This window comes from Chitinophaga sp. (assembly GCF_036569185.1).
Classification (GTDB): Bacteria; Bacteroidota; Bacteroidia; order Chitinophagales; family Chitinophagaceae; genus Chitinophaga.
Window position 1 is genome coordinate 1 of the sequence record NZ_DATCRD010000061.1, and the last position, 24,076, is coordinate 24,076.

The window sequence follows — 24,076 nt, forward strand, 5'->3', positions numbered from 1 at the left end:
CCGGGTACTGGTCCTGTTTACCCTGGAATACCAGTTTCCCTTCCTTTAGCAGTGCCAATACCTGCATCCCCAGCTGCACGGAAGGAATACCGTAGTGCTGTGCAATATGTTCCATTGCCAGCATGGTGGGCCATAGTTGTCCCTGTTGCAGCACCGGCAGCATATTACCCGCCACGGTGTATACAAAGCAGATGTCTGTAGCCGGATTGGCTTTCCAGATCTGCCGCACAATTCCTTCCATGGTCTGATGCACATAGGGACCGCCGTCGTTTACTGCAAATTCCACGAACACAAGGTCGGGTTGTTGCGACAATACATCGCGGCGCAGCCGGAAAACGCCGAGATCGGAGCCGGTGCCGCCTACACCGGCATTGACCTGTTTAATTTGTGCCTGCGGGTATTGCTGTTGAAACCACTTCACGGACTGATCCCGCCAGCCACCGGAGGCTGCTGTGATACTGCCGCCAAAGTAGGCAATGGTGAGTGGTGCGCCGGATCCCAACTTCGCAAAAAAGTTGGGTAAACCCTGGCGGATGCGGCATTCCTGCATGGAATTAAGTGAATCTGTTTGTGCATGCAGTGATCCTGATAATAAAAAAAGAAGCACAATACCTGTCAGTCTTATCGGCATATCTATACGGTTAATTCATTTTAAAAACCCATACCGCCTCTCCGGCCAGCTGTTCACGCGCGGCATCCGGAATGCGTATGGTAATGGAGTCGCCAGTTTGCTCCCAGGCCAGTTGTTTTTTTACACCCAGCAAAGTAATGGCAGCCTTGCGGTTCACAGCTTTCAAAGGCACGCTGATGGTGGCTGGCAGCATATTTTCTTTTTCTGCCGGGAGATAGGAAAGATAACGGGCTTTTTCACTTTCTGTAAAAGCCCATTTATCCTGGCGGTAAGGAGCAACTGGTTTAGTATTGTAAATAGATTCACTGTTTATTTTCATCCATTTACCGATATCGGCCAACCGCTGGTAGGCTTCTGGATGCCAGTCGCCATCAGGCCCCGGCCCGATATTAAGCAGCAGGTTACCGTTTTTGGCAACAATGTCTACCAGCATTTGTATCAGTTGCCGGGATGGTTTGTAATTCTCTTTTACAATGTACGACCAGGAGCGGCCCATCGTCATACAGGTTTCCCAGGGAACGGGGATATAATGGTCAGGGATCTTTTGTTCAGGTGTAAGGTAGTTTACATATTCAGGCGCCCCGTGGCGGTCAACCACAATCAGGCCGGGCTGGTGTTTGCGCGCCATCGTTACGATGGGGCCCATAGGGATACCGGCCCAGCTGCCATCCAGCCAGAGGAGGTCCAGTGCGCCGTAGTTGGCCATCAGTTCTTCGATCTGATTATACGTGAAATCGCAGAACCGTTGCCACCGTTCGGGATATAACTTTTTATCATAGCTCTGGTGGCGGTCTTTTGGCGGGAAATAAGACCACCAGTAATCTTCCGAATGCCAGTCTGGTTTTGAAAAGTAGACGCCGGCCATAAAATCTTTTTTACGGAAGGCGTTGAAAATTTCCAGGGAAATATTGCTCCGCGGATTGGATGAAAAGGGTGTTTTGGCACTGGTAATTTTATAGTCGGTGTACTTTGTATCAAACATACAGAAGCCATCGTGGTGTTTGGTCGTAAACACTACATAGCGCATGCCGGCTGCTTTTGCGGCGTCGGCCCATTTATCCGGGTTAAAGTTAACCGGGTTGAAGGTAGTTTGCAGGTTTTCGTATGCGGCTTTATACTGAAACCAGTTAGCGGCGTAGGGGCCTGTACGTTTGGTAAAGGGATAATCTTCCGGGGAAAGCGACCACGATTCCACGATACCCCACTGGCTGTAGGTGCCCCAATGCATAAACAGGCCGAACTTCAGCTCCTGCCAATGTGATAATTTGGCTTTCACCGCTTCGTCGGCGGGCGCGGTATAGGTTTTTTCAGGGTCGTATGCCTGTGTACCCTGGCTTCCGGCTGATAAATGACTGCTGCACCCAAACATGACTAACAGCGTATTCCGGATGATTGATTGCTTCCTCATTATTATTTTCTTTTTCCTTCACGCTGGTATATAAATGTTATAGACCGGTTTTTTCTTAAAACGGGTGAAGGCAGGAAAAATTATTTAGCAGAGGCAGGGGCCGCCTGTGCTAAATAATTCTTCCTGGTGATAATAATACTATTCGATTAATTTAATAGGTGATGGTATAGGGTACCGTAATACTATTGCCGTTGCCCGGTTGCAGACACAGGTTAATAGTAAACCCGGTGCTGGTCCTGTTGGTAATATAGGGCGTATTGACGGGCGGTGGCGGTGTACCGGCTGTTGCCTGGGGCAACCCTAAGGAGATGATCGCGGCGCCGGGCAGTAAAAAGCTGGCGGCGCTGATCAGCGTTACATCGCTGCTCTGGAAACTGGATGCGGTAACATCGGCAGAAGTATCCATATCGCTGATAGTAACGCTTCCGGAAAAGGTAGTGGCTTTTTCCACGCGCACGGATCTGACGGCAATGTTGTCCCATAGTGGCTGACTGGCGCTATCGCGGAACCAGGCGGAGAAGTCGGCCACCGGCATAGTAGAAGGAATGGCGAAGCCGGTAACCATGTACTGTTTATCTTCATTAAGCGGGATATTATTGAAGTCCCATCTTCCCAACAAATTTGTACCACCGCTGGCAGAGCACTGCATACTGAACCTGCCCGCAGATGCGCCTGCTGCAAGCCGGCGTAACACCACCGTTGCTTTCATGGGCGTATTGTATGGCGGAGCGTTATCGTAGCGTAATTTTATGCACGACTGGTTATCGCTGATACTGCCGGGATCAACGGTAGCCTTAAAAAATCCCCAGGCAGCGCCAAACCTCTCCGTAGAGCCGTTGGCGTTAATGAACTGGTTATCTTTTACGCCCCTGGCATCGCCAACGATATATACATCGTTGTTTGTTTCACGGTTACGTTTTAACGGGAAGGGGCCGGTGTTTTCCTTTACAAAATTCCATATCACCGTTCCGTCGGTAATACCGGCGCCGGTGCCGGCAGGACCGCCCGCAACATCAGAAATACCGGCGGTGACAACGATATATACATTCAGCCCGTTTTGTACGGTTTGACCGGTGGTATAAGCGGTAGCAGGTTTCCACCCGGAATAGTCGGTATAATAGGCAGTGGCGTAGTCGTTGCTTTGCACATCCAGCCGCTGGAAATCGGTGCCGGAGGTGGCCAGCCCGGTGTTGCCGGCGTTGGTGATCACAATGGGATTATCCTTAAACGATACGCCCCTGGCTACGATCCGCGTAAATGTGCCTGCTTCCACGAGGATGCCATATTGGGCCCTGCCATTGTTAGCGCCGGAAGCGGCAGCGGTATTAAACACAGCGCCTCTTTCCAGTAGAAGATCCGACCGGAAAGGCGACTGGGTACCATCTTTATGCATCCATATCAACGCTTTGGCTGCAGTGCCGGTACTGGTGCCGTTATTTACTTCCAGCGCGGTGTCGCGGATGATCAGGCCCCCGTCGGTATCAATCATTACGCTGTTCGCATCGGGTGAAATGATGAGTGGCTCTGATGTTTCAATTAAGTTCCTGCCGCCAATATAGGAGCCTGTTCTGCCGGCCCTGGTTTGCCTGGTATAGAAGGCTGCCACCGGCGGGTTGCCGTTGTTATAAATACCTTGCTGGGTGGTTACATTAATGATCCGGTTCATAAAGCAGCCGATGAGCTTTATGCCTATTCTGCCGCCACGGAGCAGGCATCTGTCGATGGTGCCGAGGTACACGGGCTCCCACCAGATGCAGGCTTGTGCAGGATCTGCAATTTCTTTTAACCGTATGTCCACATTTTGCAGGGTGGGGCGGTAACAGTTGGAATAGTTGGTGCTGTAGTACCGGATACCGGTGAGCGCTTCGCCGCAATTGAGCGTAAGGTTCCTGATGGTAGGACCGGTAGCGCCGGTGGTGGCGTCAAAACTAAGACAATGAATGTTGCCGGTGGCGGTAGTAAAATCAAGGATCGTTGGCGTAGGGGCATCTACAATGCCATAATCGCCTTGTTCGCCGGTGTAGGTTTGCCCGGTTTTAAGATTGATCTGCGCGGTTATTTTGTAATTACCTTTTGGAAAATAAATGATCCTGCCGGAGGCGGCGGTATCAATACATTTCTGAATGGCCACGGTATCATCAGTGGAGGCATTGCCTTTTGCGCCAAACCATTTTACGTTAAACAGGTTGGTGTCTACCCGGAGCCAGCGGCCGGCGCCGGCCACTACGATGATGGTGCCGCGGTTATCGCCGGTGGTATTGGAGGGTTGCCAGTAAAATTCCCCGCCGCCGCCATCGCCTGGCGTATAATATCCCAGCAGGTTACAAAGTTCATTAGCGGAGGCGCCCGCTGTAGTGGTTAATACTGAAATGCTTGTGATAGTCATAGATACAAAGGTTTAATGTATTAAGGGATCACCGGGAATACCGTCATGCGTAGCCTGGTAGTACCATAGGGCACCAGGGTGATGGTATCGGTAGTTGTTTCATAGTGGAATGAACCGGGTTCAGGCAAAGGGGGCGTATAACGGTTTTCTGATAAGTGCCAGTCGTCGATTTTCCTGGCTGCTACCTTTATGGTAACAGCGGCTGTTTCAAAGGGATAAGTATTGCCGTTGCTTTCTGTTACCTGCCATTGCGCGGGTTGAGCCAGCAGCGCATAGTTCCAGGCTCCGGCCGGCCGGATATCCAGTGCCGGAAAATCCGGGTCTGCTGATCTTTTACCACCCAGGTTAGCATAAGTAGCGGTGTCTGTGGTTACTTTTTCAGGAACGGGATAAGCGTATAGTAAAGGGCCGCGTTCAACGGCGGCGCCCCATTGCCCCCATTGTACCAGTTGTGGCTGCATAGGGAGTTGTATGCTGACCTGGTCATTGTTACGGAATTTTCTGTGCAGGGTTACAAAGGAGCCTGGTGTTAAGGCGCCCTTGTATGGTTTTCCATTGATGTTCACTATAGCCGATTTACACCAGCCGGGTATACGAAAGGTAAAAGGCATGGTTATGTCCTGCTGCATGTGAAAAGTAAATAGCAGCTCACCAGAGAAAGGATACCGGGTGCTCTCAGTTATAGTGAGCTGATGCCCTTTGTAAACCAGCGTTTCAACAGATGGCCCGTAAAGCGCTGCCACCGGGCCTCCTGTGGTATCGCGCATCCACATCCGCGCGGCATAATTGGGCATAAAACGATGTACGTTGCCGGCGCAGCATTCTGTTTCATGACAGGGCCAGTAAGCCATCCAGGTAGATCCATGTGCAAATTTATTGTGGTTGGATTGTCCCGTGGCAATTACCTGGTTAACGCTGGAGAAGTACTGGAGATTTTTAAAATCTTTGGATACCGCACCAGGCCCGGCGTTGAAGATAGCTTTTTCCAGTTTGTCGGCCCAGCGGCCATCGCCGGTGGCCATCAACAGGTAACCCACTGCCCAGGTGTAGTCCGTAATATCGCAGGTTTCATGACTTTGCAGCGGATCTTTGCCTGCCAGGAATTCATTGGAGCTGGGAATGCCATCGGGCAACATATGATCACGATCCAGTTTGTACAGGGCATTCAGCGCTGCATCGAGATATATTTTTTTACCGGTGTAGGTGTACAGGATGGCGGGCAACTTGGCCATTTCCATGTAAGTTACTCCGTGCAGCACCAGGGTATCCGGTGAGGAAGCTGTTTGCATATTCAGTTCAAAACCACCTTTGGCATATGCTGTTTCGGCGAGCGTCAGCAAGCGGGGATCGTTGGTTTTGCCATATGTCCATAACATGCCTTCAATGTTTACAATGGCGCGTTTGGCATTGCCTATTTCTTCCGGCGTGTAACTGAGGTAGTGCTTATGCAGGGCGGCAATGATCCGCTGATCGCCGGTAGCAGCATACTCCGCCTGCAACACCCGGAAATAAACTGCAATGGGCCACTGGCTGGTGAACAGCTCCGGGCCCAGGCGGCCATTGGATTGCACATGTGCCAGCGTATAGTAAATACCGGCGCGTGCTTTGTTCACGAGCGCCGTATCGTTTAATAAATATCCCAGTCGCAACATGCCATCGCTATAGTAAGCGGTTTGCTCATACCTCCACCAGTTGGCGCCGTGTTGCTCGCCTACCCGTTCTATATTACCAGCCCATAAACAGGAGTTGAAGGGATATGATAATACTTCCGGATGCCCGGTAAGACCACTACGCTGCCTGAGCAAAAATTCTTTCAGCCATCCCTGCGGATGAACATCAGTGATGCCTTGCTCCCTGAATTTATCGAACCGGGCCTGGGCCATAGCAGGCATCATAACATACAGGGTGTAGATGATCAGTAAGAAAGTTTTTTTCATGAGTGAGGTCTTACAGCAATTTTTATATCAATATTGTTTGTTTCAAACTGTAACGGAATGGCTTCAAGCCCGGGCACAAAATTGAAAGCCCGCTCCGTTAATGCACGGGTTATCTTTATGGGAGCGCTGGCAGTTATTTCTACAATACTATCCGCTTTGCGTATTTCCAGCCTGTTTTCTGCAGGCTGCGTTACGGGTTCATTGCGCGTACTGATAACGGGTAAACTATAAACAGCCTTTTCATTCTTTGCGATAGCCTGGATACGAAACACCTCTTTCTCAAAAGAATAACTGACAGCACATTCAGGAAAAGAGGCTGGTAACTGATTTTCATCTACCAGTAAGGAACGGGTGTTAAACAGTATCTGCCCGTTATTTTCCCGGTAGTCAATGGTTGCTTTCAGATCGTTTGTGTGCTGGTACAGCGTACCATCCGCAACTATTTTAAAGCCGGGTGTAAAACAGGCCGGCAGCGGATCATTATCCCGCTGCATATTGAAGCTCTCCACCATCTGGTACCGGTTCATACTTGCCACAAGCAGGGGGCCGGCGTCTTCATGCCAGAGCATCGACGGTGCGCCGCCGCTGGCATGGCCGCCCTTCATAGTGTACTCCTGGTCGTAGCCGGTAATGGTACCGCGCCATTTGCCGGCAGAGATCAGCCAGGTGTTGATTTCGGGGAATGACTTAACACCGTATATACGTTCCCGTGGGAGCAGGGCGGTAGCGCTTTTAATAGTAGAGGAATGCAGTAAAACAGTGGTGAGCGCTTTGCTATGTGCCAACGAGTGACTTACACAAGGCAACACACCGTGTTGCACATAATGAGGGCCGCCATGTAATAATTTATTATGCGTGCATTGTGCCAGCAGCCGCGTATTCTGCAGGGCCGCTTTGTAAAACGCAGGATCACTGTCCGCCATCAGGGCATAGGCAGGCACGCAGCCATCGCTGGTTCTGCTGCCCCAATAGGTCCATTTATAATTCCTGGTTCCCCAGCTGTTGTCCCAGCCGCCATCGGGCAACATAAATTCCAGGTGCGCTTTCAGGGAATGTGTTAACTGGTCCTGCAGCGCGGTATCATTTATCAGTTTTGCATACAGCACCAGTGAAGGAAGCGACTCTTCCACGTTATAGCCCAGGTCTACGGAGTAACAGCCTTTCGTGCTTTTTTCCGGAACGGGTTTACCTTCACCATATATCAGGCCGTTGGCAGTAAACCAGGCCAGGCTTTCCTTTGCCAGGCTTTTACCTTTGGTAACAAAATGGGGTTGTTGGAGATAGGTGCCTATCAGGCACAAAGCATAACTACCGGCAATGGGGTAATTGATATTACCGGTGTTAATAGTAAAATTTTTATAGAGATAATCACCTGCTTTTTGTAGCCTGTTTTTCCATTGCGTTTGTACGGGTTTATCCAGCAGGTGTTCAAAATGGATCAGCGCTTCTGCAAGACTGGTAGCGCCAAACACTGTAATGCCTTTCCAGTCGCTCACGCTTACTTCGTTCACCCAGGCGCCGTCAGGAGCGCTTACCATGTGCTCCATCCAGTTGTACAAACGGATGGCTGCATCTATATATTTTTGCTCTTTGTTTTTATTGGCGAGATATAATAACGGGAAGATGGCATCACCACAGCGGCCATGTATGGTGGCGCAGGCAGGGCACAGTATCCCACCATGTAATCCTTTTACCAGTGGCTGGTTTACCTGTAATGCCAGCAACCCTTCGCCCCATTGTTGCAGCAGCTGTTCACTCAATGTTGTCAGTTCATTTTTATAAACGCCTGCCCATGCGCCGACAGGCGATAACAGCAAGCCTGTACTGCCGAGTGTGGTTAATTTCAGGAAGTCCCGTCGTGATGTCAACATGCGTTTATTTTTTTTGTATAGTGCTGTCCGGCCGTGGCAAATGAGTGATGGGCCAATGGTTCACCTGTGCATTTTCATTCAGTGCAATGGCTGCATCCGGATCGTTGTGCGCTTTTACATTTACATTAAAGCCATCTACCAATACCAGCGGCTTACTGCCTTGCAGGGCTGCTTCGCTCGCTTCCACGGTAATTGTTTTTGTTTCGTTGGGAATAAGGGAAACATAATTATCAGAATAAAAAACCGGCAGCACCCGGTCGCCATCCTGGCGGTGCAGCTGCAGGTGCGTCATCACTGCTATATGGGTAGATGGGTTATGCAGGCTTATATCCAGCAAACATTTGTTTTGCATGCGGCGGCGTTTAACCGTTGCCGTGAGTGTGACCACAGGTATCTTTTCAAGATCCGTTAGCTGGTCTGATCCAAGTGGAAGTGTATTCCAGTAGAAATTATCAGACAGCAGGGCGCCGGTGGTATCGTGCAGGGTTAGTTTTACAAAGTGAACCGGCGACAAATCAGCCGGCCATTGCACAGCTCCAAGATCCGTTGCAGCAGCGGGTAAAGCGGTAACGTTATAATCCTGTTGCAGTACAACTGCGCCATCTGCATTGAATATGGTAAGATGTGCGTGCGCATTTTTTAAGGTGGCCGGGCCGTTATTGATCACCTGTATATTCCCTTCTTTTTCGTTCAGTTGAATATGCACCGGTTCACAGGCTTTCTGAACGGCGAACAGGGCGGCATTGGGCTCCAGGTCGTGGTGGTACAGCTGCCATACAAAACTTGGTTGTGCGGGATTGCTCATCCAGGTGATCACACCGGTAGATGGGTTAAACATTTTTGCATTACGGCCTTCATACATTGCGCGGAACGATTCATAGTTGGCCAGTTGTGATTTCCTTACAAAATCAGCCAGGTTGGCTACTTCGCCAAAGCGTTTCGCGATCATATTACGGTAATATTTTGTAGCGAGGTCATGTTCCGCCCAGTCATCGTTGATCACTTCCCAGTCTTTTTGCGGCATCATGCCCTGTACTGATTCTAATGTTGGAATAGAGAAGCTGCCGATCTCTGTTTTGAAGGACTCGGTGAAAACATAATACTCCGAAGGCTTGCGGGTATAATAGGGCCCCCCGGAATGCACACCGCGACCGGAGGTAGAACTGGGCTGATACAGTCGCAGTGGCTCCAGTTCAGCCATAATACTACGCAGTGAATCGTCTATTGCTTTAGGCGGGTTGCCTTCATTGCGGGCGCACCAGAGTATAACAGAGGGATGATTACGGAAGCGCAGCATTTTTTCCCGTACGTTGGCAAGGTACAGATTTATATCGGCGGGGTCGGGGCCATCGGAAGGATTGGGTTGGAAAAACTCATCCCATATCATGAGGCCGTATTTATCGCAAAGCGCATACAGGTCTTCGCTGGTGCTTTGTCCTACCCAATTGCGGATGATATTGTAATGCGCCTGCCTGTGCATGCGGATCTGCGTTTCCAGCCGTTCTTTTGGAATACGTTTCATGGCTTCATCCATGCCCCAGTTACCGCCTTTGCAAAAAATCTTTACACCATTAACCGAAATAGTGAGATCTTCTGAAGAAGGTGTGCTATAGCTGATTTCACGGATACCAAAGTCAAGTTGTTGTTCATCTGATACCTTTCCCTGGATATTAAACTGTAATTGGAGGGTATATAAGTTTTGCGGGCCATAGCCATTAGGCCACCAAAGTCTGGGTTGTTTTATTTTTAATTGCGGCAGTGCGGCCGGGTCAAAGATGATCCGCCGGCTGCTGTGAGGAGGTAGCGTCACGGGTTCACTGAAGCTAATGTTGCCGAAGGCGCCTTTTAATATGCCTTGCTGTGGCTGGTCTGTGATATTTTGTACAGTGGCGGCAATTTTTACATCCGCTGTATGCAGTGCAGGCAGTGGGAGGTCGGTAGTGACCAGGGGATCTTTCACAAGTACAGGACCGGTAGCATTGAGATATACAGGTTGCCAGATGCCGGTGTTCCGGTCGCGGATCGCCGGCATCCAGTCCCAGCCTATACTACAGAGGAATGTTGGGCCATCTGTAGCAGTGACGCCGCCGTTTTTGCCCATGCCCTGCGCAATGGTATGTTCGTGTGGCACGCCGGGATTGGGTTGCGGTGATATCAATACGGCTATCGCCGCGGTTTCTCCGGGCTTTACGGCGCTGGTAATATCAAAGATGCCCCTTGCAAAAGCGCCACGTATCTCCCCGGTATTTTTCCCGTTCACCCACACCTGTGCAGTGTAGTTAATACCACTGAAGTGCAGCCAGGTGTTTTTATTTTTGTAAGATGCCGGTATTTTTATTTCCGTACGATACCACCAGCTGGTGCGACAGAGAGTTTCGGGAATCCTTTCAGGGCGGTTATTTTCGCCATATAACGGTTCCGGGTATACGTTGTTGTGTACCAGGGTGGTGAGCACTGTTCCGGGTACTACGGCAGGATACCAGCCATTGGTAGAAAAACCGGGTTGTGCTATTGCTTCGCCCGGCTGCGGCACTTTTGAAGCGTCCTGTAGCAGCCAGCCACCAGCGGGTGTTACCTGCGCAGGCAGTGTTAGCGGAACGAGCAGCAGCGCAAGGATGGCCGGGAGAAAAGATCGTATCATATTTTATGTCAGGGTAGAATTTTTAATGTCAGTTGTTTAACATTGCTCTTGCTGTCATCCAGGCTGTTATTTGTAGCCACAAAAGTAACCTGGTAGGTGCCTGCTTTTTTAAAAGCATATTTGAAGGTGGCCGGCTTTAATGCTACTTCGTTCTGTACCACCACACCTACATCCGGCCTGGTCGTTTTTAAATCTACGGCAGATGTGATCAGCCAGTCGTCGTTATCGTCGTTATTAACATTGGTACCAGGATTAAACGTGATCGGGTAGCTGGTTCTGATAGGAATACCGTTGCTGTTCCGGATACTGTCGGCCGCAGAAACGTTCCATGTACCTACGTTCCAGGCGTTGAAGCCGTTGTACTTGTTTTCAGCTGTTCCCGGTTCGCTGTCATTAAGCAGGCTGGCCTGTACCCACCCGGTGTTGGAAAAATTTGTAAACAGTGGGGTGTTGGTACTATCAGGCAGGCTGTTATACAGCGTAAGGTTTTGGATTATCCATTTTCTTTGCGGCATCACACCGGTTTTTTTGTTTAGCACGCGAAAGGCGATGTTCACTTTATCTGCTTTATTGAAATCTGATATATCAATAGAATCGGAGGTAGTAAAGGTGGTAGCCAGTGATTTGGGCCATTTGCTGTTGCGGCTGGTGATATTTGTCCAGGTGGCTTTGTTGATATGTGCTGCATCGTAACCTTCCAGGTTGGTTGAAATCAGCAGTTGCAGGGAATCCGGGCAGGGATTTGGCGGCACCGGGCCTTGCTGCATGGATGTTTGAAACACCAGTCGCTCCACACCGGGCATCAATTTCCGGTTACGGTTTTCATATGCCTTTCCTGTTTCTCCGGAGAAGAAAACAATGGCGCCTGCATTGCCGGAAAAATAGAATGTAATGGAGTCGCCTGCCTTATAGGCCAGCTGATCAGTATTCACGTTAAAGTCGGGTATAGCCGCTTCGTCTCTGCGGCAGCCCGTAAACATAACAGCGGCGAGGAAGTAATATATAATGGATCTCATACTATTTTGTTTAATCAGTTTTTATTGCCATCCGGGGTTTTGTGTTAATAGCTGGTCCAGCACTATTTCACCGCCGGGGATAGGCAACAATGAATACTTTTGCGGATCAGACAGGAAATTGGTGGCGGCCACACCTGCGGGTGTCACGTAGTTGGTGGGAGCGTAGGTATCGTTGTTGATCAGCACCTGCTGCATGGCCTGCGTCATTTTACCCCAGCGTATCAGGTCTTGCCGGCGAATACCTTCAAAGCAGAGTTCACGGGAGCGTTCATCCATGATATCCTGCATGGTGAAGGTGGTTACATCAACACCCGGGACCGGCGAGTTGGGCGGGTATCCGTAAGCGCGCCTTCTCACCTGGTTATAATATTCCACTGCTGTTGCGTCTGCGCTTCCATTGGCCATGAGTGCGGCTTCCGCCGCCATCAGCAACACGTCTGCATAGCGCACAATAGGGAAGTTACAGGAAGTATTATTCTGCAGGCGGCTGGGTGGCAGGTTAATCTCGTATTCCCTTCTCCATTTGCCTACACAGCGGTCGTATGTGGTTGGATAACCCGTTCCGCCGGTTATTACATTAATGGCAGTAAGTTTTCCGCCGCTTACGGTGGCTGTAGCTACGGCTTCATTGGGCGCTGTAACAGCAGGACTGGTAGAGGCGTTGGTACCATAAGCCGTAAAGCTGATGGCAGGTGCGGACGTGTAGCCGCTGCCGGGGTTATCTATCACTACAGAAGTGATGGCTCCCTGTGCATTGGTGTAAGCGGTGGCAGCGGCGCCGGTGCCATTGCCGGTGATGTTGACGGTGAGCGTATAATACCGGGTGGTGGCAGCGCTTTTATACATATAGGGAGCAATAGCCCAGTCTCTCCGTTGATCGCCGGGGCCATAAAGATTGTATAAACCGGGATGCACCCTGTAAGTGCCGGGTGAATAACCATTTACGCCGGTGATGCCTGCATCGGGGCAGTACACGCCCATTACGGCGCCAAGTTGTTGTGTAACGAGGTAGCCGGTGCCCGCATAGGAACCTGTAACATTTGACTTGGATAAGAATGCAGCATCCCATATACTTTCAGGGTTGCTGTTATCATTCATGTTATTCTGCATTTTGTTGATAAAAATGCGGGCGTATGCCGGGGTAGTGGGATAAAGCGGATGTGGTGAACTATTCAGGCTGTGCACATTTGAATTGATCAGCTTTTGTGCCCAGAACAGGGCGTCTTTATAACGCGCCACGTCATTGATGGGGTTGCCGGCCATTGAGAGATATACTCTTGCAAGAATAGCTTCCACGGCCGATTGCGTAACGATGGTAGGCGTGTTCACCTGGGCCATTTTTGGCACCAGGCTATCGGCTGCTATCATTTCTTTCACAATAAAAGGGTAAATATCTTTTGAGGGCGTACGGGGAAGATTAAAGTTGGTGCCCATATCTGTAGCCAGCATTGTTTTAAATGGCACATCCCCGAAATGGACCACCAGCAGGTAAAAATAATAAGCTCTCAGGAACCTGGCCTGGCCTTTAATCTGTGAACGTTTGGTTTCATCCATCTGTGGTCTGTCGGCGGCATCGAGGAGCACATTCGCATTTTCTATACCCTTATACAAATTTCTCCAGAGCAGGAGTATATTGGGTTCTGTATTGCTGATATGATAAAACTCTGTGAGGAAGGTGCTGTATCCTGCGTTGACACGGAAGCTTTCGTCGGCGCCGGCGTTGATATAGCCCCATAAACCAAAGCCATACACGGCGTCCTGCTGAAGAATATTATACATGCCGGCCACCTGTTCATCCATTTGTGCTTCCGTTGTAAACGTAATAGGACGAAAGGTAGGAGGGTCCAGGCTTACATCCATTTTACAGGAAGCTGCCAGTATGCAGATGAGTGGAAGTAGTAATTGCTGAAAAGTTTTCATAACATCATTTTAAACATCGAATCAGAAAGTAGCGGTAATACCAAAACTGAGTGTAAAGGCGCGTGGATAAGCCGTATAATCGAGCCCGCCGGATAAGGCGGTATAACTGCTGCTTGGTTGGAGGAAGGTATACCCCGTTCCACTGGTAACGGTAACACCGGGAGTGGCTCCGGGCGCATTGGCAGGGTTTTGCGCTCTGAAAGAGGACACTTCCGGATCAATCCCCGAGTATTTGGTGATGGTGAAAATATTTTGTGCTGCAATGTATGTCTTCAAACCTTTGAAGCCTGCGCGACGGATAAATTCCGATGGCAGGTCGTACCCCAGTGAAATAGTTTTGAGCCGCAGAAAGGAGCCGTCTTCTATGTAACGGGAGCTTATTTTAGGCGTGGTGCTGCCGGCATCGCCCCTGTTGTTGTACAATGCCCTGGGCACGTCGTTGGTTGGATTGTCAGGAGTCCATCTATTTGCATATTCTGCAAACTGGTTGCCATTCGGGAAATAGCCACCGGTGGAAGCAAAGGCCATCCTGTTGGCGTTTAATATTTCATTGCCATAACTCCATTGCAGGAAAATATTCAGGTAGAAATTTTTATAGTTGAAATTATTGGAGAATCCGCCGGTATGAACAGGAAGCGGGCTACCTAACGTAGTTTGGTCGTTAGCGTCCACTACGCCATCGCCATTAATATCCCTGTATTTCGGATCACCGGGCTGAATATTAGGAGAATAGCCAGGCACGCCGTTTTTCAGGATATAGGTACCATTGCCTTGTTTAACAAAATCATCATACTGGTAAACGCCGGCCCATTTATAGCCATAGAACTGGGAGATGGGTGCGCCTACTTTTGCAATCCAGCCAGTGGTGTAGTTGCCGCCTGGCATGTCATAACGCGTTTGCATTACTTCGAGGCCATCATAAAATTTATCGATCTTCCCTTTATTAAAACTGATGTTAAAGCTACTGCTCCAGTTAAAGTTTTTTCCTTTGATATTAATGGTGTTGATGGTGAGCTCAACACCTTTATTGCTGATCTGCCCGGTGTTTTGATATTGGGAATTGAAGGAAGTAATACTGTAACCGGCGAAATAAGGGATTTGTACCAACAGCAGGAAATTTTTTGTTTTCCGGTTGTAATAATCTGCATCAATGGAGATCCGGTCGTGGAAGAAGCTGAGGTTCAGCCCCAGATCCAGTTCTGTGGTGGTTTCCCAGGTGAGATCAGGATTGCCGTTACCAAACGGTACGGTGCCCCGTGTATAGGAATTATTGAAAGGATAGGCGAACTGTGTGCCGCCGGCCAGGGTGGCGAGATAGCTGAAATCGCCTACCTTGTTGTTGCCTACACTGCCATAGCTGACCCTGAACTTACCATCATTCAGTATTGACCGTAAGCCTGTTGTGAAAGGCTCCTCCGTGAATCGCCAGGCAAAGGCCCCGGAGGGAAAATATCCCCACTGTTTGCCTGCAGCGAATTTTGAAGAGCCGTCCGACCGGGCGGTGGCGGTGAACAGGTATTTATCTTCAAAGGCATAATTCAGCCGGCCCAGAAAAGAGAAGAGCTGCCAGCGCGAACCGCCCGAATAAGGCATGGTGGCGGTTCCACCACCAATGCTTTTAATGCCCAGGTATTCGGTCGACTGTGGCACATTGATAGATTTGAAACCGGTATAATTGTTTGTGGCGTATTGATAGGTGAAACCAGCCAGGGCATCAATCACATGTTTTTTCCCGATAGTAGTTCTATAGTTCAGGATATTTTCGCTGAGATAATTACTGTTCAACTGGTTGTTGATAGTGCCGTTAATACCGTTTGTATTGGGTACGGCGCCTGCTTTATTCCGGAATAAATTGCCCTGTTGTGTTTGTGAGTTATAAAAGGTTTCCGATTTGAGGTTGGTGGCGTTATAACCGCCGGAGATCTTCAGCCTGAATTTTTTCAGGAAGGTATATTCCAGGAAAGCATTAATGGTACCCGTGTTGTTGATGTTTTTCCGGTATTCGTTCTGCGCCTGCAGCAGGGGATTTACAAGGTTGTTTCCCAGTGTGGCATTTGAGTTGCCGTTGTTGAATTCTTCCAGCCCCAGGCTGTCGATTATTTCAGTGAGCAGATCCTGGTTGCCTACGCCTGAAACAGGCCGGTACTGCCACATGCCTTGTACTACACCGCCGCTGGCAGCTGCTGCAGGTATGGTGCCATAGGAAGTGGAATTGGAATACCCGGCGGTAATGCCCATCCGTAAGTTTTTATTCAGCCGCTGGTCGAGTGTGAATTTGCCGTCGTATCTTTTCAGGCCGGTATTAATGATAATTCCCTTCTGATCGTAATAAGAGCCACTGATGGAATACCGGGTATCTGCGGTGCCTGCGCTGATATTCAATGAATGATTTTGCGTAATGCCGGTTCTCAGCAGCAGGTCCTGCCAATCGTATCCCGGGGTGTTCTTATAGGAGTCCAAGGTAATACCATGCGCGGGATCAAGGTAAATAAGTGCATTGGTATTGACAGGTGTGGTAGGGGTGCTCCTGATACTATCCAGCTCCAGTTGCAGTTTTACAAATTCATAAGGACTGAGCATCTCCATTTTCTTTGTGATTTGCTGCATGCCCAGCGCATAGCTGTAAGTAACTCTGGGGGGACCTGATTTTCCTCTTTTTGTGTTGATGATGATCACCCCGTTGGCGCCTCTTGCGCCGTAAATGGCAATAGAAGAAGCATCTTTCAAAACTTCCAGGGAGGCGATATCATTCGGGTTGATGGAGTTGATATCCATGTTTTCAATAGGAAAACCATCAATTACAAACAGGGGAGAGGCATCCTGGCTCACCGAGCTTCCCCGTACCACGATCCGGGAGGCAGCGCCTGGCTGTCCGTCGTTGGAACTTACTTCCACGCCGGCAATACGACCTGCCAACGCCTGGTCGAAAGAGGCCACTGGCGCCTTCTGCATATCTTCCACATTGGCCTTGCCCACGGAGCCGGTGAGATCTTTGCGGGTGGTAGTACCATATCCGATCACAATTACTTCGTTGAGGCCACTGTTAGCCGGCTTTAGTTTTATATCCTGGAAACGCATATCCTGAACCGGTACTTCCAGTGGCTCATATCCAATAAAGCCGATCTGTAAAATGCCGGCAGGTTCCGGCAAAGCAATGGCGAAATAACCGTTCGCATCTGTAAGCGCAGCCGCCGTGGTGTGTTTGATCCTTACCGACGCCCTGGCTAAGGGTTGCCCGGTATCGTCCGTTACCCTGCCCTGCAGCTTTTCCTGTTTGGAAGAAGGACCGGCGGCATTGTCCTTCCTTTTCAGGATGATGTAGGTATCATTGAAGATCCACCCTATATTTTTATCTTTCAGTACAGTACTAAGTACTGCCGGTAAATCGCTTCCGTTGAAGTCTACTTTCATTTTTTCCTTATCATTCAGGATAAGGTTGTCATAAAAAACGGTGTAACCGGTTTGCTGCCGGATGGCTTTGAAGATCTCTGCCAGGCTGATGGCGGTGTTCCCGCTTTTCAGGGTAACCTGTTTCTGCCCCTGGGCAAAAGTAACCGGCAGGTTAAGCCAAAAGAAGAGTAACAGTCCTTGCAGGAAAGGACTCCATTTGGGTGGAATTAGCTTCATAACGTAGCATTTGATATCTATTAGAGACGTGATTTTATTTAAAACGGGTGAAAGGGGTACAAGGAATCCTTCACGTCTCTGTTTTCTGTCAGAAATTACTTAAAAAAGTAAGAGTACGGCAGCTATGTTTACGGGCTATGTGGTTAACACCGATCTTGATAATTTAAAGTGTCGTAGCCCCAACATGCTAACTATCGGGGCTTTGACCCTTTCCATGCTTTATTGATTTACCCAAACAATACTGGTATTAAACCACCGGGTGTTTCCATGGATCCCTGTACGGCCGCTGCAATAATGCGGTGGCGGCGGGATCGCCGGTAATGATCTTTTTTTGCGGATCATATATCACAGGCCGTCCTGTTTGCATGGATATATTGGCGAGGATACAGCTGGCGGTGGAAATATGCCCTTCTTCAATATCAGCTACGGGTCTGCCGCCATTTTTTATAGCGCCGAGAAAATCCAGCATATGCAGGCGCGTAGCCGGTGCGGCATTCAGCTCAATAGCGGGTTCGGTAAGGTCTTCCGGGTACTTTTCCTTTTCGTATACCACATCTTTGTGAATGGGGGTGCCATTGCCTTCGGGGATAAAGTCGTACGACATAGTACTGGCTGCCAGCGTGCCTTTTTCCCCGTATAGTTTAAACGACCAGGGGTATTTGGGATCAGCAGGGGTGCCCCAGGTACGGTGCTGCCATACACAGTTGAGCCCGTCGTATTCAAAAATGGCCGACTGTGTATCGGCGATATTTGATTTGCCTTCTTTCTGTACATAAATGCCACCGGTGGAGCTGATGCGTTTAGGCCATCCGAGGTGCAGCATCCAGCGTACCGTGTCGAACATATGCACGCACATATCGCCCATGATGCCATTGCCATACTCCATAAAAGTACGCCACCAGCGCACGTGTGGGAGCCCGTCATATGGCCGCAGGGGAGCGGGGCCTGTCCACATTTCATAATCGAAATACTCCGGCACCGCCTGTACCGGTGGATTGCCGTTGTTGCGCATATGGTAGTAGCAGCACATTTCCACGTGTGATATTTTACCAAGCAGGCCGGCGTCTACAATATTTTTTTTTGCATCAATGAGATGGGGAGTGCTTTTCCGCTGTGTGCCCACCTGTACCACACGGTTATATTTCCGGGCGGCGGCTACCATGGCTTCTCCTTCTATAACATCCACGCTGATGGGCTTTTGCACATATACATTGGCGCCGGCTTTCAGCGCTTCAATGGTTTGAAGGGCATGCCAGTGATCCGGGGTGCCTATTAATACAATGTCCAGTTCGTTCTCTGATAACAGTTTGCGGTAATCGGCATACAGGCGGGGCGTTTCACCGGAGGCCTGCCGTTTGCGCACCATTTCCGCCGCTGCCTGGAGCATATTTTTATCTGCATCACAAAGGGCTACTACTTTTACCGGCGCCACCTGGATCAGGCGGAATAAATCGCTTTTACCATACCATCCGGTGCCAATCAGCGCTACCCGCAAGGGTTTGGCCGGGTTAATAAAATCCAGTGCGCTGGCGCCGATAGCAGAAAGCGCCAATGTAGCCGTGGCTCCCTTCAGGAAACGGCGACGGTTAATGTTGAAATTCTCCATAGCGTGGAACAATTAAATAAGGTTTACAGAACTATAGGAGAGAAAGATAATCATTCAGCCGAAGAAATTATAACCTGTCTTTAATTAATATGCGTGCGGGTTAATGCGGACCTTTGCGGGCTGCCTGAATTTTACCAGGCTGGTATCACAGCCGGTGATGTATGGAGGTGTAGCGACTGTAAAACAGCAGTGTGTTTATTCTGTTGCGTGTCTTTGCAGGATAATATCGATCATTGGTTTAAGGGTATTGAATTCCTCAGCGGTAAATCCCATGCTGCAGCTCATTTTTTCGGGGATATCTGTAGCCTGTTGCTGCAGTTGTTTCCCGGCCGCCGTCAGCTGTATGTTTACAATCCGTTCATCTTCTTTGCTGCGCATGCGTTTGATCAGCTTTTTTGCTTCAAGCCTTTTTAATAACGGCGTTAATGTACCGGAATCCAGCATGAGCAGCCGGCCCAGTGCTTTTACCGATAAAATTTCATGCTCCCACAACGCCAGCATCACCAGGTATTGCGGGTAGGTGAGGTCCAGGGGGCCAAGTAAAGGCTGGTAATGTGAAGTTACCAGCCTCGACAAGGCATAAAATGAGAAGCAAAGTTGATTTGATAATTTCAGTTGTTGTTTCAAGGCGGCATATTTAGCAACCCAAAATTAAGCTAATGTTTCCATTAATATCTGTGCCACTGCTGCGGAGGATGCCGGGTTCTGACCGGTGATCAGCAGGCCGTCTTTCAGCGCATAGGAATGCCAGTCCTTTCCTTTGCTGTAAATTCCGCCCAGTTGCTTTAATTCATCTTCTAACAGGAACGGCACTACGTTGGTTAACTGTACCGCTTCTTCTTCTGTATTACTAAAACCGGTTACTTCTTTTCCTTTTACCAGCGGCGCACCATCCGCGTCTTTTACCCTGAGCAGGGCAGCGGGAGCGTGGCATACAAATGCCACTGGTTTATGCTGCCGGTAAAAAGTTTCAATCAATGACACTGAAGCGGGATCATTGGCGAGGTCCCACAGGGGGCCATGACCGCCGGGATAAAATACCGCGTCGTAGTCGGAGGCGTTTGCCTCGTTGAGCTTCATGGTAGCTGCCAGCTTTTGCTGCAACGCTTCATCCCGTTTAAAGCGGGTAGTAGCTTCCGTCTGGAATTCAGGCAGCTCACTTTTAGGATCTATGGGTGGTTGCCCGCCTTTGGGAGAAGCCAGGGTCACCTCGGCCCCGGCATCTGCCAGCACATAGTAGGGAGCGGCAAATTCCTCTACCCAGAAACCGGTTTTATGACCGGTGTTCCCCAGTTCATCGTGCGATGTCAGTACGATTAATACTTTCATAAAATGAAGTTTAGATCAGTGATAACGCTACTTCAATATTACCACGGGTAGCATTGGAGTAAGGGCATATCTGGTGTGCTTTTTCCAGCAGTTGCTGTGCCAGTTCCCTTTCTACGCCCGGGATAGCCACCAGTAGTTTTACTGATAACCCATAACCGCCATTATTGTTCTTGCCGATGCTAACTTCTGCGTTTACCTGTGTAGTGCCTGCAGTTACTTTATCTGTTCTGATCACCAGGTTGAGGGCGCCATCAAAACAGGCGGCATAACCCGCTGCAAACAATTGTTCCGGGTTGGTATAGGCGCCGCCGCTGCCGCCCAGTTCCTTTGGCATTCTTACTTCAAGGTCCAGTACGCCGTCTGAAGATACAATATGTCCGTTTCTGCCGCCGGTAACGCTGGCGTGCGCTGTGTATAACTTTTCGATCTTTTCCATGAGTGCTTTTATTTTATTGTGTAAAATTAGATTGTACACAATTGAATTCCAAATTTATTTTTGAAAGATGGAATTCTGACTGGAAGTCCATTCAGCTTTTTATACGTTCATGATAAGAAGGATACAGGTTGCTATAAATGTAACGGCTAAACGATTGTAACTTCGTATCTCAATACCTGTACTATGAAAAGATACCTGGTACCTTTTGTACTGATAGCCTGCCGGGTCTGTAATATGAACGCAGTGGATAAAGTTTATGATCGCCCTGATCTTCGGGCAGAAGCGCTATATTCCGGCCGGCTGGACCCTTTCCAGGATGACCTTCCGGCAAGAATTAAAAACGGGAAGAATATTTTTATGGTGAACTGCGCGGCATGCCATAGCACCACCAACAAGCGGCTGACAGGCCCGCCATTGGGACATGTCACTGCCCGTCGTCCCCGCAGCTGGCTGGAGAAGTATATTATTAACAATGCAAAGGTGAAGGCCGGGGGAGATAAGTATGCCAATAAATTGTCTGAAGAGTACAATAGGGCTGGTATGCCTATATACGTGGCTTTGAAAGGAAAACCCCTGGATGATTTATTGCTCTTCCTGGAAAATGACAGTAAAAGCTGGGACAGGGAAGGGTACGATCTTATAAAGCGAAGAGCGGACAGCATTGCAGCACACCCAAAGAGAACCACACTTTAGTTCATACCTAAGGAAAGCGCTATCATTTACTATCTGAGCCAGTTTACACGCGGCTCTCAGCGGAATCACCATTGCAGTCTCCATACACAATAAACCTGCATAAAACGAGGCATTCAACTGTTTGCCTGCTGCAAAAAAACAGGAAAGCCATTATAATGACATATATCGGCTCCAGGTTGAAATTAGGTTTCCCCTAGATGCAGGGATGCGCTTTAATGACTCCGAGTGCTGTTTCTTTTCTTATCTCCCGAAAAAAAAATATCCGCATTAGAAAAATATTTCTTTACTTTGCGTCATAATGACGTAAACAAATTATAACCCTGCACTTGTGCAACGGAACTGTTAACCCTGCCAACATTCCTGCGCCGGTGAAAAACTAAAACAACATGAACAAAAATCAAAGAATGGCCATCGCATACGAAACATTGGATATACTGGAAGCAGGCCATTACATGAACCGGCATCATAAACAGGTAGATATCAGCAAAGACCTGCAAACCGCTGTTGACAATACGGTATTATATAAACCGGATGATTTTGATACCCTGTTTAAACAACGTGATCAGCTGCTGCAATCAGTGAAACATGCACCTGTTAGTATCAGTGTTACCGGTGAAACTACTTTCGCCGCAGCCCGCAGGCTGGTAACTGCAGAAGGTATAAACGAAGTATGCTGCCTCAACTTTGCTTCGGCAAAAAATCCGGGCGGCGGTTTTCTCGGTGGCGCACAGGCACAGGAAGAAGCGTTGGCAAGAGCCAGTGGACTATATGCCAGCCTGAGAACAAAACAGGAAATGTATGATTTCAACCGGCATCACAGCAACCTGCTGTATACAGACCAGATGATCTATACCCCGCAGGTACCTGTTTTCCGGGACGATAACGACCAGTTGCTCGACCAGCATTATTGCGTGGCGGTGCTCACTTCCCCCGCTGTAAATGCAGGGGCGCTGAGGAATAATGATCCGGAACGGCTGGAAGAGATGGAACCGGTAATGCTGGCAAGGATTGAGAAATTGTTGTCCGTAGCAGTGGTGCATGGCCAAACCACCCTGGTGCTGGGCGCCTGGGGCTGCGGCGTATTCAGGAACGATCCAAACGATATTGCCCGATGGTTTGCCCATCATCTGCTGCATAACGATACGTTCAAACATGCATTCCGCCAGGTCGTATTTGCAGTATATGATACATCGGATAAACAGGTAAACAGACAGGCATTCAATCATAAATTTGCTTACAATGAAGTACGATAACAACTGGCTGATCACGAAGTATCAGGCCAAGGAAAAAATAAAATTCATCTTTTTCTGGGGCCACCGTCCCTCTGCGGATGGCAGCATTACCCAAAGCTGTTTCAGCCAGTGGTGGCCTTCGCCATTCACGGTAAACAGTGTTACCTATAAAACGGCAGAGCACTGGATGATGGCAGGAAAGGCACGGCTGTTCAATGATAACGCCACGCTGCAGAGAATCCTGCTTGCAGGTTCACCGGATGAAGCCAAGAAGCTGGGAAGACAGGTAAAAAACTTTGACCCGGCTACCTGGGATGCGCATAAATTTGACCTGGTAGTGGAAGGGAACCATCACAAATTTTCACAGCACCCGGCAATGAAAACTTTTTTAATTAACACACACGATCGCATATTGGTGGAAGCCAGTCCTATGGACCGTATATGGGGCATTGGCATGTCGGCCTCCAACGAAAACGTGGAAAATCCCCTGCTATGGCGAGGGCATAACCTGCTCGGTTACGCGCTCATGGTAGTGAGGGATCAATTTAAATAACATGAACAACAGATCTATCAGTAAACTACTGAGCTTTATTCTCCGGCATAGCCCGGACACTATACAACTCACGCTTGATGCCCAGGGCTGGGCAAACGTGAGCACGCTCCTGCAGCAATGCAAAGCGCACGGACATCATTTTACCATGGAGGAACTGGAAAGAACGGTGGCAGAAAATGATAAGCAGCGTTTTTCCTTTAATGAAGATAAAACAATGATCCGCGCCAACCAGGGCCATTCCCTGGATATATCGCTGGACCTGCCCACGGCCATACCGCCGGAATTCCTTTACCATGGCACCGTAGCGAGGTTTATGGACAACATACGTAAAACTGGTTTGCAGAAAATGAACCGGCAGCATGTGCATCTTACCGATAACAGGGCTACCGCCGAAAAGGTGGGCAGCAGGAGAGGAGTACCGCATATCCTCACCATCCGGAGCGGGGATATGCATAGAGACGGGATCGTATTTTATCTCTCTGATAATGGCGTATGGCTTACAGACGAAGTGCCTGTGAAGTATATTCAATGATTCCTGTCTTGCGCAGAAGTAAATGTGAGTAAACGGATAAAGCCTGCAGTTTGCAGGCTTTATTTTTTTATCAGTACTTTTAAGGAAAAAAAGATGTCTATAACTACAGAAGCGGAACTCGATGGCATGAAAAAGGTGAGTGAAGCAGTAGCAGTTACTCTCAAAGAAATGAGGAATTACGCCAGGCCGGGCATGACCGCAAAGGAAATAGATGAGTATGGCGGGGAGATATTAAACGCGCTGGGCGCTAAATCGGCC

Annotated in this window: 17 protein-coding genes; 4 read left to right on the forward strand and 13 right to left on the reverse strand. The window is 49.1% G+C overall.

Annotated features, from left to right (window positions below; all coding sequences use genetic code 11):
• The 13 genes from VIM72_RS04430 to VIM72_RS04490 form a co-directional block, all read right to left on the reverse strand.
• A partial coding sequence (locus tag VIM72_RS04430; protein WP_332001657.1) for an SGNH/GDSL hydrolase family protein occupies window positions 1-631 on the reverse strand: 631 nt, incomplete at its 3' end.
• 10 nt (window positions 632-641) lie between these two features.
• Entirely contained in the window at window positions 642-2,039 is a 1,398-nt protein-coding gene (locus VIM72_RS04435) for an alpha-L-fucosidase (protein WP_332001658.1), read from the reverse strand.
• A 151-nt stretch (window positions 2,040-2,190) separates the two neighbouring features.
• Window positions 2,191-4,425 (reverse strand): glycosyl hydrolase family 28-related protein, encoded by a 2,235-nt coding sequence (locus tag VIM72_RS04440; RefSeq protein WP_332001659.1) that lies wholly within the window; start codon window positions 4,423-4,425, stop codon window positions 2,191-2,193.
• A gap of 20 nt (window positions 4,426-4,445) precedes the next feature.
• Window positions 4,446-6,362 carry a beta-L-arabinofuranosidase domain-containing protein gene (locus VIM72_RS04445; protein ID WP_332001660.1) on the reverse strand — a complete coding sequence of 639 codons (1,917 nt, stop codon included), beginning with the start codon at window positions 6,360-6,362 and terminating at the stop codon, window positions 4,446-4,448.
• Window positions 6,359-8,233, reverse strand: a complete 1,875-nt coding sequence (locus VIM72_RS04450) for a hypothetical protein (RefSeq protein WP_332001661.1) — start codon at window positions 8,231-8,233, stop codon at window positions 6,359-6,361. Before VIM72_RS04450 ends, VIM72_RS04445 begins: the two co-directional genes overlap by 4 nt.
• A gap of 4 nt (window positions 8,234-8,237) precedes the next feature.
• The gene (locus tag VIM72_RS04455; RefSeq protein WP_332001662.1) at window positions 8,238-10,874 is read right to left on the reverse strand and encodes a glycoside hydrolase family 2 protein; all 2,637 of its coding nucleotides are present in this window, start codon (window positions 10,872-10,874) and stop codon (window positions 8,238-8,240) included.
• Between the two features lie 8 nt (window positions 10,875-10,882).
• Complete coding sequence (locus VIM72_RS04460) at window positions 10,883-11,890, reverse strand: DUF5017 domain-containing protein (RefSeq protein WP_332001663.1); 1,008 nt, start codon at window positions 11,888-11,890, stop codon at window positions 10,883-10,885.
• Between the two features lie 21 nt (window positions 11,891-11,911).
• Window positions 11,912-13,810, reverse strand: a complete 1,899-nt coding sequence (locus VIM72_RS04465) for a RagB/SusD family nutrient uptake outer membrane protein (RefSeq protein WP_332001664.1) — start codon at window positions 13,808-13,810, stop codon at window positions 11,912-11,914.
• Window positions 13,811-13,831: 21 nt separating this feature from the next.
• Window positions 13,832-17,437, reverse strand: a complete 3,606-nt coding sequence (locus tag VIM72_RS04470; RefSeq protein WP_332001665.1) for a TonB-dependent receptor — start codon at window positions 17,435-17,437, stop codon at window positions 13,832-13,834.
• A gap of 247 nt (window positions 17,438-17,684) precedes the next feature.
• Window positions 17,685-19,043 (reverse strand): Gfo/Idh/MocA family oxidoreductase, encoded by a 1,359-nt coding sequence (locus tag VIM72_RS04475; RefSeq protein WP_332001666.1) that lies wholly within the window; start codon window positions 19,041-19,043, stop codon window positions 17,685-17,687.
• Between the two features lie 195 nt (window positions 19,044-19,238).
• A complete protein-coding gene (locus VIM72_RS04480) occupies window positions 19,239-19,670 on the reverse strand; it encodes a MarR family transcriptional regulator (RefSeq protein ID WP_332001667.1) in 432 nt (143 codons plus the stop codon).
• Window positions 19,671-19,694: 24 nt separating this feature from the next.
• Window positions 19,695-20,372 (reverse strand): type 1 glutamine amidotransferase domain-containing protein, encoded by a 678-nt coding sequence (locus VIM72_RS04485; protein ID WP_332001668.1) that lies wholly within the window; start codon window positions 20,370-20,372, stop codon window positions 19,695-19,697.
• A gap of 10 nt (window positions 20,373-20,382) precedes the next feature.
• Entirely contained in the window at window positions 20,383-20,808 is a 426-nt protein-coding gene (locus VIM72_RS04490; RefSeq protein ID WP_332001669.1) for an organic hydroperoxide resistance protein, read from the reverse strand.
• Between the two features lie 183 nt (window positions 20,809-20,991).
• On the opposite strand from VIM72_RS04490, the gene VIM72_RS04495 reads away from it, so the two are divergent.
• The 4 genes from VIM72_RS04495 (at window position 20,992) to VIM72_RS04510 (ending at window position 23,818) form a co-directional block, all read left to right on the forward strand.
• On the forward strand, window positions 20,992-21,501 hold the full coding sequence (locus VIM72_RS04495) for a cytochrome c (protein WP_332001670.1): 510 nt from the start codon (window positions 20,992-20,994) through the stop codon (window positions 21,499-21,501).
• Window positions 21,502-21,887: 386 nt separating this feature from the next.
• On the forward strand, window positions 21,888-22,754 hold the full coding sequence (locus tag VIM72_RS04500; RefSeq protein WP_332001671.1) for a TIGR02452 family protein: 867 nt from the start codon (window positions 21,888-21,890) through the stop codon (window positions 22,752-22,754).
• Complete coding sequence (locus VIM72_RS04505) at window positions 22,741-23,286, forward strand: NADAR family protein (RefSeq protein ID WP_332001672.1); 546 nt, start codon at window positions 22,741-22,743, stop codon at window positions 23,284-23,286. The genes VIM72_RS04500 and VIM72_RS04505 overlap by 14 nt, the downstream gene beginning before the upstream one ends.
• A 1-nt stretch (window position 23,287) precedes the next feature.
• Entirely contained in the window at window positions 23,288-23,818 is a 531-nt protein-coding gene (locus VIM72_RS04510; RefSeq protein WP_332001673.1) for an RNA 2'-phosphotransferase, read from the forward strand.
• Window positions 23,819-24,076: the final 258 nt, after the last annotated feature.

Excerpts from the sequence above, each read along its gene's own strand:
- VIM72_RS04470 (WP_332001665.1), bottom strand. The coding sequence starts at position 17,437 with ATGAAGCTAATTCCACCCAAATGGAGTCCTTTCCTGCAAGGACTGTTA.
- VIM72_RS04450 (WP_332001661.1), bottom strand. The coding sequence starts at position 8,233 with ATGTTGACATCACGACGGGACTTCCTGAAATTAACCACACTCGGCAGT.
- VIM72_RS04465 (WP_332001664.1), bottom strand. The coding sequence starts at position 13,810 with ATGAAAACTTTTCAGCAATTACTACTTCCACTCATCTGCATACTGGCA.
- VIM72_RS04505 (WP_332001672.1), top strand. The coding sequence starts at position 22,741 with ATGAAGTACGATAACAACTGGCTGATCACGAAGTATCAGGCCAAGGAA.
- VIM72_RS04475 (WP_332001666.1), bottom strand. The coding sequence starts at position 19,043 with ATGGAGAATTTCAACATTAACCGTCGCCGTTTCCTGAAGGGAGCCACG.
- VIM72_RS04500 (WP_332001671.1), top strand. The coding sequence starts at position 21,888 with ATGAACAAAAATCAAAGAATGGCCATCGCATACGAAACATTGGATATA.
- VIM72_RS04490 (WP_332001669.1), bottom strand. The coding sequence starts at position 20,808 with ATGGAAAAGATCGAAAAGTTATACACAGCGCACGCCAGCGTTACCGGC.
- VIM72_RS04445 (WP_332001660.1), bottom strand. The coding sequence starts at position 6,362 with ATGAAAAAAACTTTCTTACTGATCATCTACACCCTGTATGTTATGATG.
- VIM72_RS04440 (WP_332001659.1), bottom strand. The coding sequence starts at position 4,425 with ATGACTATCACAAGCATTTCAGTATTAACCACTACAGCGGGCGCCTCC.
- VIM72_RS04460 (WP_332001663.1), bottom strand. The coding sequence starts at position 11,890 with ATGAGATCCATTATATATTACTTCCTCGCCGCTGTTATGTTTACGGGC.
- VIM72_RS04495 (WP_332001670.1), top strand. The coding sequence starts at position 20,992 with ATGAAAAGATACCTGGTACCTTTTGTACTGATAGCCTGCCGGGTCTGT.
- VIM72_RS04485 (WP_332001668.1), bottom strand. The coding sequence starts at position 20,372 with ATGAAAGTATTAATCGTACTGACATCGCACGATGAACTGGGGAACACC.
- VIM72_RS04510 (WP_332001673.1), top strand. The coding sequence starts at position 23,288 with ATGAACAACAGATCTATCAGTAAACTACTGAGCTTTATTCTCCGGCAT.
- VIM72_RS04455 (WP_332001662.1), bottom strand. The coding sequence starts at position 10,874 with ATGATACGATCTTTTCTCCCGGCCATCCTTGCGCTGCTGCTCGTTCCG.
- VIM72_RS04435 (WP_332001658.1), bottom strand. The coding sequence starts at position 2,039 with ATGAGGAAGCAATCAATCATCCGGAATACGCTGTTAGTCATGTTTGGG.